The organism is Streptomyces sp. NPDC020490, from assembly GCF_044335305.1.
GTDB lineage: Bacteria > Actinomycetota > Actinomycetes > Streptomycetales > Streptomycetaceae > Streptomyces.
Genome location: NZ_JBIRUY010000001.1, coordinates 12,821 through 25,582 on the forward strand (window position 1 = coordinate 12,821; position 12,762 = coordinate 25,582).

Sequence of the window (12,762 nt, forward strand, 5' to 3'; positions counted from 1 at the left end):
TCGCGGTGCGGACGACAGGGCGGGTCACGCGGCGTTCCCTGCGGCCAGCGCGCTGTGCAGCCGACGTGCCTGCGCCACCAGCCGGGAGGAGCCGGACCGCCGCGCCGTCCGTTCCAGGTGCGGCAGCTGCCCCCGGGCCCCGGACCGCTCGGCGCACTCCGCCGCGACGCCCAGCAGATCCGCGAGCCCGCGGGGCGCCGGCCCCGCGCCGTCGGCCGCCCGGTCGCCGAGCAGCGCCGGCAGGGTGTGCCGCAGCACCTCCCAGACCGTGGCGTTCGCTCCCGTGGCGGCGGCGGTGCGCGCCGCGTCCGCCAGCCGGAGCGGCTTCACCGCGCCGTGCCCCGCCAACTGCCCGAGGTCCGCGCCCAGCCGGGCCGCGTCGAGCTGCCCGCGCGCCGCCAGCGTCAGCAGCGCGTCCACGGCCGCGAGCCGGTCCTCCGGGTGCCGCGCGCCGAGCCCGTACGCCACGCACAGGTGCACCGACTCGCCCGCCTCGCCACCGGACTCGGCGAGCCGGGGCAGGACGGCGGCGACGCCCCGGGTGTCCTCCACGGCCACGCCGGACAGCTCCCACAGCATCCGCCCCGCCACCAGCTCGCGCCGCTCGGGGAGCAGGGCCAGCCAGTGCGGGCGTATGCCGTCGTTCCAGTGGTGGCAGTACCGGGCGGCGGCGACCGCGCTGGTCGGCCTGCCCAGGGGACGGAACTCGGCGGGGAAGTCCTCCCGCAGCTCCGGCAGCTCGCCGGCGTCGACCAGGAGGCGTGGCCCGGCGACGTGCCTGCGGGACTCCGGGAGGGCGGATCCGTCCGAGGCCAGCCACCGGGCGAGCCGCTCGCCCTCCGCGGTGCCGAGAGCCGCCGCGCGCCCGGCCGCAGTCGCGGCCGCCGCCCGGTCCGACCGCCGGACCCGCAGCAGCGCCTGCGCGAAGTCCGCCGCCGCGGGCCGCGCGCCGATGCGCCGGTAGGCGTCGAGCCGGTCCACGAGCTCCTCCGGCTCCAGCAGGCCCGTGCTCCACGTCGGCGTCGACAGCAGGAACGGCAGCGGTTCGGTGCGGATCCGGTACGCCACCTCCCACAGCCGTGCGCCGAAGGCCCGGCACAGGGCGCTGTGGGCGCAGCCGTCGGCCGTGGCCCCCTGCTGGACCGCAGCGAGGAGGGTGCCCGTGCCCACACGCCCCAGCAGGGTCGCCAGCAGCAGGTCGACGGCCTGCGCCGGGTCCGGGAGGCTGCGCGTGCGGGCGAAGTAGGTGTCCGGGCGGACGTCCTCCGGATGCCACCAGCGGCGGCCGGCCACCGGGGCGAGCGCCTCCAGGAGGCCGTCGCGACGGTCGTGGGCGTGCCGCACCAGGCCGTCCAGCGCGCGCTCGAACCCGGCGACGTCCGTGCCCGCCGACAGCAGCGCGCTCACCTCCTCGGCGAGCTCCGCCGCCGACCGGGGCGCCGGTTCGAGGCGGAGCGGCCGCGGCGCCGGAGGCAGCACCTCCTCGTGGACCACGGGACCGGGGCCCACCGGGTCGATGCCGAGCACCCGGGCGGCCCGGACACGGAGCGTGGGAATCAACTGTTGGGCAGCAAGCGCAAGTTGTGTCTGTACGTCCGCGGAGTCCGCCTTCGGCAGATGGCGTTCGACCAGCTTCAGCGCCCGCTCCTGCACCTCGGGATCCGGGTGCCCGAAGGCCTCGGCGGCGGCCGGCAGCAGCTCCGCGGCGGCGGACGGGTCCTTGGCGAGGACCTTGCCGAGCAGTACGAGCTGCGCGCGCACGAGCTTCTTCTCGGTGCGGAACAGCACCGCCGCCGACATGTCCGCGAGCTGATGTCGTGTCAGCTCGCCCTCGAGCGCGCGGGACGCCAGCACCGACTGGGCGTGCGCGGCCACCGGTGAGACGGCGTCCGAGGCGAGTGCCAGCCAGTCGGCCGTCCGCTCCCGCTCCTCCTCGTCCGTGAGCTCCAGAGTTCTCAGCAGCTTCAGGAACGCCCGGTGATCGGCGGCCGATCCGCCCCTGAGCAGACGGGCCACGCAGGCTTCGACGACCACCTTCCGGTCGAGGCCGCCGGAGGCGGTGAGCTCGCTCAGCGCGCCGAACCAGCTGTGCGGACCCTCACCGGCCAGCCACTCGAGCAGGCCGCCGATGTCGTCGGTCTCGAACATCGCGGCCACCAGCTCGGGAAGATGAGGTTCCCGACGAAGCCGGCCGGCGACCGTCCCGTGGCTCTTCCCGGTGCCCGCGATGTGCGCCATCCAGCCCCGCACATAGGCCTCGGTCGTCGGCACCGGACAGCCCGAGAGCCGCACCAGGCCCGCCATCAGCTCGTACGGCACCATCGAGGAGTCCGGGCGTTGCGCGAGCCGGTGCGCCAGATCCGCGAGCCAGGCGCGGTCGCGGTCGCCGAGGATGTGCAGCAGCAGGGCAGGCGCCGCCTGCGACCAGCGCATGTCCGCGGCGGTGATCCAGCCGGCCACGGCCGCCGCGCCGGTCTGGCACGCCACCCCGGCCGCGTACAGCGCCGGATAGGCACGGCGGGACGCCGCGTTCCACGGCGCCTTCCTCAGCTCCTTGCGCAGCGCCTTCAACTCGGGGAAGAGAGCGCGCCGCTCGGCGTCCGTCATCTCGTCGAGCAGGCCCACCACCTCCGGCGTCCGGCCCGCCCGCACCGCCTCCAGCAGCGCACTCATCGCACACCCCCGCCGACCCGCGCCGTGTCCCGCTCCGTCGCGGCGCCCCGCCGCACCATCCGCACCGCCAGCGCGTGCTTGCACGGTCCGCGCCCGCCCCGGTACTTCGCCCACCACAGGCAGGTGCAGCTGAGCACCCCCGCCTCGTCGCGCACCCGGTGCACGTGCCCGTCCTCCGCCGTCACCGTGGCGAGGGCGCCGTCGACGGTGACCCCTCCGGCGGCCACCAGCGCCCGGGCCGAGCGCAGTCTGGGGTTGTGGCGCTCCACCCGCTCGGCCTCGTAGGGCAGTTCGCGGTGGAAGTAGGCCGCCTCCGCGGTGTCGTACCCGACGCGGCCCGACGTGCCCAGGCGGACCAGGGCGGCCCGGACCCGCTCGGGCGTGAGGCCCGACGCGGCGGCGAGCTCGGCGACGTCGACGCGGGGCTCCCACGCCAGGAGCACCGAGACCAGCTCCGCGTCCTCGGCGGCCTCGTCGCCGGCGAGCGCGTCGAGGACGCCGCCCTCCCCGGAGAACCCGCGCGAGGCGTCCGGCGACAGCGTGAGCGTGAGCCGCATGCCGGGCAGGACGACCTCCCACGCACTGGCGGTCGCGGCGGCGCCGGCAGCGACCGCGGGGCCGTACACCCGCAGCGCGGTGGCGTGGCGCAGCACGCGCTGGAGCGCCGCCAGCCGCTCCGGTCCGGGCAGGCACACCGCGCCCGGCACCGCCCGCGTGGTCGGCCGCAGCCCGCGGCCCGCGGGCACCACCCAGCGCGGGCCGGCCGACGCGCCCCGTCCTCCCCCGCGGGGCAGGGCGCGCAGGAAGCGGACGGCCTCCGGGGCCGTCAGCTCGGCCCGCAGGTCGAACCCGGCGGCGATCACCTGGGCCTCCGCGAAGCCGCGCAGCCAGCGGTCGGGCAGCGGCACCTTCTTCTCCACGACCGGACCGTCCAGGGTGGTCACGGCCAGCTCCTCCGGCCCGACCCGCAGGTGCAGCGGATCGTCCGTGCCGATCCGGGAGAGCGCCTCACGCAGGGGGTTGTTGACGTCCACGTTGGTCGTGCCGTGCCCCACCTCGCCGCCGTCGAGGCCGGCCTCCAGGACGTCCAGGCGGGCGTAGACCCCGCAGCATCCCGAGAAGGACTCGAACCGCAGCCGGTCGCCGTTGCCCGTCACCACCGGGTCGAGCGACGCCCGCAACTGCGGCTGGTAGTACCGGGCGGCCGCCACGTCCGCCACCGCCAGCAGCCCCGCGGAGGCGACCTGAGGGGAGGTCAGGAAGCCGGCGAAGAACCGCGGATGGTCCGTGGCGCCGGCCGGCGTCGCACCCCGTGAGGTCTCGAGTCCCAGCCGTCGCCCATCAGGCGCCGACTCCAGCACGGAGGGTCGGCGATAGGCCACGGCCTGCAAAGATCGCGTCATGGAAAAACCGTAGAGGCGACCACTGACAATCGGCCCGACCTGCTGGAACGCCCGGCCGGAGGCCGCGGCGCGCGATGTGCGGCAGGGCCGCGCACCGGGGGATGACGCCGGTGCGCGGCCCTGCCGCAGAGCGTACGGGAGTCACTGACCGACCAGGCCCGGCTGCAACACCTTCGTGAACAGCACCGTGCCGTCCTGCTCGCGCAGCCGCACCGTCAGCTCCCCGCTGTCGCCGTCGATGTCGACCTCGCCGAAGAACTGGTAGCCGCCGGCCGGGGAGACGTTCGCCGTGGTCGGCGCCTTCACGAACACCCGCTCCGGGCCGAACGTGCCGTCGAGCGCGTTGGCGGGGAAGGCGCCCGCGTTCAGCGGTCCGGAGACGAACTCCCAGAACGGCTCGAAGTCGGTGAAGGCCGCCCGCGACGGCTGGTAGTGCTGGGCGGAGGTGTAGTGCACGTCGGCCGTCAGCCACACCGTCCCGGTGATCCGCCGGTGCTTGATGTACCGCAGCAGTTCGGCGATCTGCAGCTCCCGCCCCAGCGGCGCGCCCGGGTCGCCCTGCGCGACGGCCTCGATGTTCGCCCTGCCCTCGGTGGTGTCCGGCACGACCAGGCCGAGCGGCATGTCGGCGGCGATCACCTTCCACACGGCACGCGAGCGCGACAGCTCCCGCTTGAGCCACTCCAGCTGTTCGGCGCCCAGGATGCCCTGCGGGTCCACGGTCTGGTCGTCGGGGGAGTTGGCGTTGCGGTACGTCCGCATGTCCAGCACGAACACGTCGAGCAGCGGTCCCTGCCGCAGGACCCGGTACACGCGGCCCTCCCGGGCGCCCGGCCGCAGCGTGGACAGCGGGAAGTACTCGCTGAACGCGCGCCGGGCCCGCGCCGCCAGCACGTCCACGCTCTTCTCCGTGTACCGGGTGTCGGTGGTCGCGATCACCTCGCCGGGGTACCAGTTGTTGCGGACCTCGTGGTCGTCCCACTGGATGACCGACGGGACCTGCGCGTTGAACCGCTTGAGGTTGTCGTCGAGCAGGTTGTAGCGGAAGGTGCCGCGGAACTCCGCCAGGGTCTCGGCGACCTTCGACTTCTCCTCGGTGGTGACGTTCCGCCAGGTGCTGCCGTCGGGCAGGGTGGCCGTCGCCGCGATGGGGCCGTCGGCGTAGACGTTGTCGCCGCTGCAGATGAAGAAGTCGGGGTCGAGCGCGGCCATCGCGCGGTAGATCGTGTAGCCGCCGAAGTCGGGGTTGATGCCCCAGCCCTGCCCGGCGAGGTCGCCCGACCACAGGAAGCGCACGCCGCTGTGGCGGTGGGCCGGCACCGTGCGGAAGGTGCCGGTCACCGGCTCGCCGGTGCGGCGCGGGTCGTCCGGGTCCGCCAGCAGCACGCGGTAGTGGATCTGCTCGCCGGACGGCAGCCCGCGCAGCCGGGTGGTGCCGGTGAAGTCCGTGCCCTCGCCGAGCAGCGGGCCCTGCCACCGGCGCGGGTTGCGGAACGACTCGGTCGCGGAGGTCTCGACGATCATGCGGGCGGGGCGGTCGGAGCGCACCCAGACCAGCCCCGAGTCGGAGGTCACGTCGCCCGCCTGCACGCCCCAGCCCGCCCTGGGACGGCCGGACAGGGCGAACGCCGGGGCCGCGCCGAGGGCGGTGGGCAGGGTCAGGGCCGCCGACGCGGCGAGGGAGCCGCGCAGGACGCTGCGGCGGCCGGGGAACGGACGGTGTGACATGGATGCGCCTCCAGGGACGAGATCCGGCCAGTGTGCGATGCCACAACTACTGGGGCGTCGCGGCACACACGGAAACCACGGGTGAACAACCGGCCGCTGGAGCAAGGGAACCGGCCCCGGTCGCTGGATCGCGTCGGTACGCGAGTCCGGTCGCCCGTGCCGTTCCCGCACCGGTCGTCCAGCGGTCATGTGGAGGCCACGGCCCGGGTTATCAGCGCCACGTCGGCCCGGATCCGCGTCGGCCCGGATCCGCGCGGGTGACCGGTGCGCGTATCCCAGGACCGGCCGCACCTCCCCGTCCCCGGCGGGCCCGGTACGCGCGTGCGTGTGGTCCGCCGTCGGACGCACCGCCACACCGGCCGCACCGCCACACCGGCCGCGGACACGCGCCGCAGGAAGCGGCCCTGGGGGCCGTACCCCCGCGGCGACCGGGCGATGACGTGCAGCCCCGCCGCGATGCCGGCCGCCTCCACGCCGGGGAAGCGTTCCTCCAACGCGGCGACGAGCGCGTCCCGCCGCTCGCGGTAGGCGCGCCGGCAGCGGCGCGGCCGCCGGTCGTAGTCGCCGCGCTCGACGACCTCGTCGGCCAGGGACCCCGGCACCAGCAGCCGGCCGAGCCGTGAACCCGGCGCCAGGGACTTGCCGACCGACCCGGTGCAGGCCGCGCGGTCCGGGTCGAGACCCTGGAGCGCGCCGACGGGGGCGCGGTCGTAGCGGAAGTCGCCGTCGTAGTCGTCCTCGGGGACGAAACCGTCCACGGACCGTGCCCAGCCGAGCAGTTCGGCTCTGCGGCGGTCGGGGGTACGGGCGGTCGTGACGACGCCCTCGCACCAGGAAGCGGCCCGGAGAACGGCGTCGCGCGCTCGGCACCGAGGCGCTGCACGCCCAGCACGCCGCCCCGTACGCCTCGGCCGGTGTGACGGCCGTACCGTTGCCGCTCGACGGGGAGGGCCGTCGCCGCCGCCCGCACCGCGCCGCTCGTCGCGACTGGTTCCTACGGGGCCGACCAGGAGGCGGCGGGGCTCAGCGGCTGCCGTCGAGGATGACGCGGGCGACCAGCGCCGGGTCGTCGTTCATCGGGCAGTGTCCGCAACCGGGCAGCCGCACCAGCCGGGCCCGGGGGATGATCTGCTTCGCGCGCACCCCCTGACGGCGCGGCAGCAGCACGTCCCGGGTGCCCCACGCGACGGTGACCGGGAGTCCCGGCACGTCGTCGGCGAACCGGACGGCGGCGCCCGCCAGGAGGGTGGCGTCGAATCCGGTGGCCCCCGCCAGCGCGAGCGTCTCGGCGACCACGGCCTCGGCCGGCCGCCGGGCCGGACGGGCGTAGATGGTGCTGGTGAGCATCGTCCGGCCGGCCGCCGAGCGCGACAGGCGCTCGACCAGCGGCAGGGGCAGCCGCTGCGAGATCCGCCGCATCGCGAGCAGCACCGCGAAGGCGTACCGCCGCTCGGCCTCCGACCAGAAACCGGCCGGGGACAGGGCGGTGACGGACCGTACGAGCCGCTCCCGGCCCAGTTCCAGCGCGAGCAGACCGCCCAGCGAGTTGCCCGCCGCATGCGGCCGGTCCAGCTCCAGCGCCTCGCAGAACGCGGCGAACACGGCGGTCGTCGTGGGCAGGTCGTACGCGAGCCCGTCCGGCAGGCCCGGTGACGCGCCGAAGCCGGGCAGGTCTACGGCGATCACGTCCCGCTCGGCCGCGAGGATGTCCACCACCGGGTCCCAGGCCTGCCGGTGGTGGCCGATGCCGTGCAGCAGGAGCAGCGGTTCGCCGCTGCCCACGCGGGCGTAGGAGACGGTGACGGGCTGCGGGCCGCGCGGGGAGGGGACCTTCAAGGAGACGGTGGCGGACATGGGGCTGCTCCTCGTGTGGGACTCGCTGTCAGGGACTCGCTGTCTGGGCCGTGTCGGCGGACGCCGTGAGACAGCTTGTCAGCAATTGCTACCGACTGGTAGCCCCCGGACGGTGATGCTCCGGGTGACGATCCGTCCGCTGCGTGGTCATTCTGCTCACGCCACGCGATTTCTTCTGGACACGGCCGGATGTGTCGCATGGGATGGACCGGTGACGACCGAGACCGACACCGACACCGACACCGATGTCTTCGAAGAGCACCGCCCGGTCCTGCTGGGGGTCGCCTACCGCATGCTCGGACGGGTGACCGACGCGGAGGACGTGGTCCAGGAGGCGTGGCTGCGCTGGTCCCGCGCCGACCGCGGCGAGGTGCGGGAACCCCGCGGCTACCTGGTGCGCGTCACCACCCGCCTCGCCATCGACCGGCTGCGCCAGGTCAAGGCGCGGGGCGAGACGTACGTCGGACCGTGGCTGCCGGAGCCGTACGTCACCGACTTCGGGGACACCGTGCCCGACGCCGCCGAGCGGGCCGTGCTCGCCGACTCCGTCTCGCTGGCCCTCCTCGTCGTCCTGGAGTCCCTGTCGCCGCTGGAACGTGCGGTGTTCGTCCTGCGAGAGGCCTTCGCCTACCCGTACGCGGAGATCGCGGCCATGCTCGACCGGGGCGAGGCGGCGGTGCGGCAGCTCGCCGGACGGGCCCGCAGGCACGTCGACGAACGGCGGCCGCGCTACGAGGTCGACCCCGCCGAGCGCCGCGAGCTCACCGAACGCTTCCTCGCCGCCGCGGCCGAGGGCGACCTGGCGGGACTCATGTCGCTGCTCGCGCCGGACGTGCGGCTCGTCGGCGACAGCGGCGGCAAGTCCAAAGCGCCGCTGCGCGTGCTGGAGACGGCCGACCATGTGGGCCGCTTCCTCGTCGGCGCGGCGCGCAAGGGCGTCCCCGACCTGTCCTACCGCTTCCTGGAGGTCAACGGCGGCCCCGCCGTCCTGCTGCTGTCCGCGGGCAGGCCCGACAGCGTGTTCCAGATCGACGTCCTCGACGGACGCGTCCAGGCGGTGTACGTCATCCGCAACCCCGACAAGCTGCGGGCGCTGGACACCGTCGGGCAGTAGCCGGAGCGACATCACGCCGAGAGCCCCCGTTCCACGACGGGGGCTCTCGGCGTCATCCGTGCGACGGAGGATTGGTCTTGACCAAGGGTGGGGGCCGTCCTATGGTCGCAGACAAGTGCAACAACCTTTAATAAACAAGGGCGCTTAAACGCCGCGGGGGGCCACGGCGGATGCGGAGGACAGGGTGGGGACCACGCAGCTGGAAACGGTGCCGGAACCGAAGTACTGGCACCTCAAGACCGTGCTGACCGAGGCACTGGACTCCGAGTTCTCCGTGGGGGAGATCCTGCCCAACGAGCGCGATCTGGCCGCCCGCTTCGGCGTCGCCCGCGCCACGCTCCGCCAGGCCCTCGAGCAGCTCGAACTGGAAGGCCGGCTGCAGCGCCGCCGCGGCGTGGGGACGACCGTCGCGCCGCCGCGCGTGGGCGTGGCCGTCGGCACCGGGCAGCACGCCTGGCCCGGCGCCCCCGGCGACGTCTGGCAGGCCGTCGACTGCGTGCTGGCGGTCCCGCCCGCGGCCGTGGCCGCCGCGCTGGGCACCGCGTCCGACGAACCCGTGCACACGCTGCGGCGTACGCGCGTCTCGCACGGGCAGTCCGTCGCGGCGGAGCTGCTCCACATCCCGGCCGCGTCGGTGCCCGACCTGTCCGCCATAGACACCCCGTCCGGGCCCGCCCGCGCGCGTGCCGTGCTGCGCGAACTGCACCGGCTGGAGCTGGAGGGCCGCGACAGCTCGGTGGAGCTCGGCTCCGCCCGGGCGGAGGACGCCAGGGAACTGGACCGGCTGCCGGGGGCGCCCGTCCTCGTCGTCACCACCCGGTTCCTCTCCGGCGGCCGCAGCGCGGCGCTGTCCGTCGCCACCTATCGCGCGGACACCTGCCGGCTGACCTTCGGCGACTCCGGCGGTGTGGAGATCCACCAGAGCCCGGAGCGAGAGGCCTCCTGAAGACCCCTCAGCCGCGTCGCACCCCACAACCCGCGAGGGGCGCGACGCGGTTCAGCGCCGGGCGGTGACCGGGCCCTCCACCGCGAACAGCTGCTCCTCCACGTGGTCGAGGGCGAGCCGCAGCGCGCCCATCGCCACCGCCGCCTCGCCCAGCAGGGACAGGGTCACCTTCGGCGGGCGCAGGCAGTAGCGCGCCAACTCGCCGCGCAGCGGCTCCAGTACACCGTCCAGGCCGGCCGCCCAGCCGCCGACGACGACGAGTTCCGGGTCGAGGGCCAGGACGAGCGCGGCCACGTCGTGCACGAGCCGCTGGATGAACCGGTCGACGGCCGCGCGGGCCCGCTGGTCACCCTCGCGGGCCCGCGCGAACACCCCGGCGACCGCCTGCTCGTCCAGCGGGTGCAGCGGCTCGTCCGTGGTGGACAGCAGCGTCTCCGGGGTCGCCTCCCGGCCGAGCAGGTGCAGCGCGCCGATCTCCCCGGCCGCGCCGCCGTACCCCCGGTGCAGCCGGCCGCCGATCAGCGAACCCGCCCCCGGGCTCAGCCCCGCCAGCACGAACACCACGTCGTCGGACTCGGTGGCGGCGCCCTTCCAGTGCTCGGCGACGGCCGCCGCGTTCGCGTCGTTCTCCACCAGCACCGGGCACTTGAAGGAACGGCTCAGCCGCTCGCCCAGCCGCAGCCCCGTCCACCCGGGCAGCGCCGTGCCCAGCCGCACGATCCCGCCGGCCTCGACGATCCCCGGTGTCGCGACCCCCACCGCCCGCAGCGAACCGCGCGGCACGCCGGCCCGGCGCAGCAGCTCGACGACCGCCGTGCGCAGCCGCTCCAGGCGCTCGTCGGCCGGCGCGGTCTCCTCGACGTCCTTCGCCTGCGCCCCGATCACCCGGCCGTCCAGGTCGGCCAGCAGCGCGGCCACGCGGTGCGGACCGATCTCCAGCCCCAGCAGATGACCCGCCTCGGCCCGGAACCGGTACCTCCGGGCGGGCCGCCCCTGACGCCGGGCCGCGCCCTCGTCGGCGGCCTTCTCGACGACGTACCCCGCCTCGACGAGCCCCTCGACCACGCCCTCGACGGTGGGCCGGGACAGTCCGGTCACCCGGGTGATCTCCGTCAGCGTCGCGCAGTCCGCGGCACGCAGCGCGTGCAGCACCACCGCGGAGTTGATCCTCCGCAGCAGCGAGGGATCCCCGCCGGTCAGCCGCCCCAACGTCCGTCCTCCCAGCTCGTGCGCGTGTTGGGCGGATGGTACTCGGCACGCCGGGCCCCGGCCAGGCGCGCCCCCGCAGGCGACCGGGCGATCCGGGCGCCGGGCCCGCCCGCACCGGCCGGATCAGCCCGGCGCCACGAACCCCGACTCGTACGCGACGATGACGGCCTGCGTGCGGTCCCGCGCCCCCAGCTTCGCCGGCACGGCGCTCACATGCGACTTCACCGTCTCCGTCCCGACCACCAGCCGGGCGGCGATCTCCGCGTTCGACAGGCCACGGGTCATCAGCCGCAGCACCTCGGCCTCCCGCCCGGTCAGCCCGGCCCGGTCCAGCACGGCCCGGGCCGCCCGGTTGCCGCCCGGGTCGCCGTGGTCCGCGGCCATCCGCCGCGCCGACGCCGGGAACAGCAGCGACTCGCCCTCCGCTGCGCGGCCTACCTGACGCCGATGGCCCTGCTCGCGGCCGGCCTCACCGCCCTGCTGCGCAGCGGCGTCGCCACCTTGAGCGTCCTGATCCCGTTCCTGCTCGTCGTCTCGTTCGTGGTCGGGGACGTCTCCGGCTCGGTGGCGGACCTCCTGCCGGACAAGGCGGGCCAGGTGGTGCTGCACGAGACGTGGGACGGGGCGCCGGGGCCGTGGAGCGGACCGGCGGTGACGGCGCTGTGGGCGTCGGCCGCGCTGCTGACCGGAGCGTGGCGGCTGAACCGCCGGGACGCCTGACACCCCGGGCACGTGCTTGACGATGGCCGCGTGCGCCGGTGGCCGCGTGCGCCGGTGGCCGCGTGCGACGGCGGCCGCGCTTGACGCCCCGCCAATTGTCAGTGGCGGGGGGTTTACTGGACGCCATGGACATCGCGCGGTGCCTCGCCACGATCGACGTGCTGTGCGTCCGGGACTTCCCCGCGGCGCACGGCAGGACCGACGTGGGCAGCGGGGGACCCGGCTACCTCATGGCCGAGTTACTGACCAGCGACGACTTCTGGGAGGACGACGGGACGCGGTGGGAGGAGACGCGGACCCAGTACGAAGCCGACAGGGACGGTCTGACCGAGCGGCTGACCGAGCGCTGGGGACCGCCGCACGCCGTCAGCCTGGCGAGCACCTTCCTGCGGTCCCAGGACGGGCAGGACCCGGCCGAACCCTGGGCCACGCTGAGCGCCCACGTGCCGGACGTACACCTGTGGAAGATACCCGGCACGGGCCGATGGCTCGCCCTCGGCGTGTCCCAGTGGGACAAGGAGCTGCCGTTCCAGCTGCTCGCGGTCGTCACGCCGGCCGACCCGCCGTGACGACCGGTCAGGAGCCCTCCGCCGCCACCCGCAGCCGTGCGAACTCCTGCGCCATCGTCTGCGCCGTCCAGTGCGCGTTCAGCCCGCTCGGATTCGGCAGCACCCATACGCGCGACTCGCCGATCACCCGCTCCTGCGGGCCCACCCGGGCCTTGCGGTCGTCGAACGCCGCCCGGTACGCGGTGACGCCGACCACGGCCAGCCACCGGGGCTTGTGACGGGCCACCTTCAGCGCCAGCCGCCGCCCGCCCGCGCGGTACTCCTCCGCGTCCAGCTCGTCGGCCCGCGCGGTCGCCCGCGCCACCACGTTCGTGATGCCGAGCCCGTACGACAGCAACTCCCGCTGCTCCGACGGCTTCAGCAGCCGGGGCGTGAAACCCGACAGGTGCAGCACCGGCCAGAACCGGTTGCCGGGGCGGGCGAAGTGGTGCCCCGTGGCCGCCGACATCAGACCGGGGTTGATGCCGCAGAACAGCACTTCGAGGCCGTCCGCGACCACGTCCGGTATGACGCGGTCGCGGGCGGCCTCGAGCTGTGCCGGGGTGA

9 protein-coding genes and 3 pseudogenes are annotated in these 12,762 nt (G+C 75.1%); 4 read left to right on the top strand and 8 right to left on the bottom strand.

The window, feature by feature from the left end:
- Positions 1-24: 24 nt before the first annotated feature.
- The 5 genes and pseudogenes from ACH4ZX_RS00060 to ACH4ZX_RS00080 all read right to left on the bottom strand — a co-directional run bounded on the left by ACH4ZX_RS00060 (position 25) and on the right by ACH4ZX_RS00080 (position 7,658).
- Complete coding sequence (locus tag ACH4ZX_RS00060) at positions 25-2,673, bottom strand: DUF6493 family protein (RefSeq protein WP_398264960.1); 2,649 nt, start codon at positions 2,671-2,673, stop codon at positions 25-27.
- On the bottom strand, positions 2,670-4,076 hold the full coding sequence (locus ACH4ZX_RS00065; protein WP_398264963.1) for an SWIM zinc finger family protein: 1,407 nt from the start codon (positions 4,074-4,076) through the stop codon (positions 2,670-2,672). Before ACH4ZX_RS00065 ends, ACH4ZX_RS00060 begins: the two co-directional genes overlap by 4 nt.
- Before the next feature lie 141 nt (positions 4,077-4,217).
- Positions 4,218-5,804, bottom strand: a complete 1,587-nt coding sequence (locus tag ACH4ZX_RS00070; RefSeq protein ID WP_398264966.1) for an alkaline phosphatase D family protein — start codon at positions 5,802-5,804, stop codon at positions 4,218-4,220.
- Between the two features lie 240 nt (positions 5,805-6,044).
- A pseudogene (locus tag ACH4ZX_RS00075) lies at positions 6,045-6,598 on the bottom strand (PLP-dependent aminotransferase family protein); the annotation flags it as partial.
- 229 nt (positions 6,599-6,827) lie between these two features.
- Positions 6,828-7,658: an alpha/beta fold hydrolase gene (locus ACH4ZX_RS00080; protein ID WP_398264969.1), complete on the bottom strand. Its 831-nt coding sequence runs from the start codon at positions 7,656-7,658 to the stop codon at positions 6,828-6,830.
- Positions 7,659-7,869: 211 nt separating this feature from the next.
- Here ACH4ZX_RS00080 and ACH4ZX_RS00085 point away from each other — a divergent pair, with 211 nt between their 5' ends.
- Both ACH4ZX_RS00085 and ACH4ZX_RS00090 read left to right on the top strand, forming a co-directional pair.
- Positions 7,870-8,772, top strand: coding sequence for an RNA polymerase sigma-70 factor (locus tag ACH4ZX_RS00085; protein ID WP_398264972.1), 903 nt, complete (start codon positions 7,870-7,872; stop codon positions 8,770-8,772).
- 184 nt (positions 8,773-8,956) lie between these two features.
- Positions 8,957-9,718 carry a GntR family transcriptional regulator gene (locus ACH4ZX_RS00090; protein ID WP_398264975.1) on the top strand — a complete coding sequence of 254 codons (762 nt, stop codon included), beginning with the start codon at positions 8,957-8,959 and terminating at the stop codon, positions 9,716-9,718.
- 51 nt (positions 9,719-9,769) lie between these two features.
- Here the strand turns inward: ACH4ZX_RS00090 and ACH4ZX_RS00095 are convergent, their stop codons facing one another.
- Positions 9,770-10,927 (bottom strand): ROK family transcriptional regulator, encoded by a 1,158-nt coding sequence (locus ACH4ZX_RS00095; RefSeq protein WP_398264978.1) that lies wholly within the window; start codon positions 10,925-10,927, stop codon positions 9,770-9,772.
- Between the two features lie 123 nt (positions 10,928-11,050).
- Positions 11,051-11,353: pseudogene (locus ACH4ZX_RS00100) on the bottom strand (response regulator transcription factor); the annotation flags it as partial.
- Between ACH4ZX_RS00100 and ACH4ZX_RS00105 the strand changes: the two are divergent.
- Both ACH4ZX_RS00105 and ACH4ZX_RS00110 read left to right on the top strand, forming a co-directional pair.
- Positions 11,330-11,647: pseudogene (locus ACH4ZX_RS00105) on the top strand (ABC transporter permease); the annotation flags it as partial. The pseudogenes ACH4ZX_RS00100 and ACH4ZX_RS00105 sit on opposite strands and share 24 nt — an antisense overlap.
- A 125-nt stretch (positions 11,648-11,772) precedes the next feature.
- A complete protein-coding gene (locus tag ACH4ZX_RS00110) occupies positions 11,773-12,216 on the top strand; it encodes a hypothetical protein (protein ID WP_398264981.1) in 444 nt (147 codons plus the stop codon).
- Positions 12,217-12,223: 7 nt separating this feature from the next.
- Here ACH4ZX_RS00110 and mug read toward each other — a convergent pair whose 3' ends face one another.
- Positions 12,224-12,724, bottom strand: a complete 501-nt coding sequence (mug, locus tag ACH4ZX_RS00115) for a G/U mismatch-specific DNA glycosylase (protein WP_398266623.1) — start codon at positions 12,722-12,724, stop codon at positions 12,224-12,226.
- Positions 12,725-12,762 lie beyond the last annotated feature (38 nt).

Excerpts from the sequence above, each read along its gene's own strand:
- ACH4ZX_RS00060 (WP_398264960.1), bottom strand. The coding sequence starts at position 2,673 with ATGAGTGCGCTGCTGGAGGCGGTGCGGGCGGGCCGGACGCCGGAGGTG.
- ACH4ZX_RS00065 (WP_398264963.1), bottom strand. The coding sequence starts at position 4,076 with ATGACGCGATCTTTGCAGGCCGTGGCCTATCGCCGACCCTCCGTGCTG.
- ACH4ZX_RS00070 (WP_398264966.1), bottom strand. The coding sequence starts at position 5,804 with ATGTCACACCGTCCGTTCCCCGGCCGCCGCAGCGTCCTGCGCGGCTCC.
- ACH4ZX_RS00080 (WP_398264969.1), bottom strand. The coding sequence starts at position 7,658 with ATGTCCGCCACCGTCTCCTTGAAGGTCCCCTCCCCGCGCGGCCCGCAG.
- ACH4ZX_RS00110 (WP_398264981.1), top strand. The coding sequence starts at position 11,773 with ATGGACATCGCGCGGTGCCTCGCCACGATCGACGTGCTGTGCGTCCGG.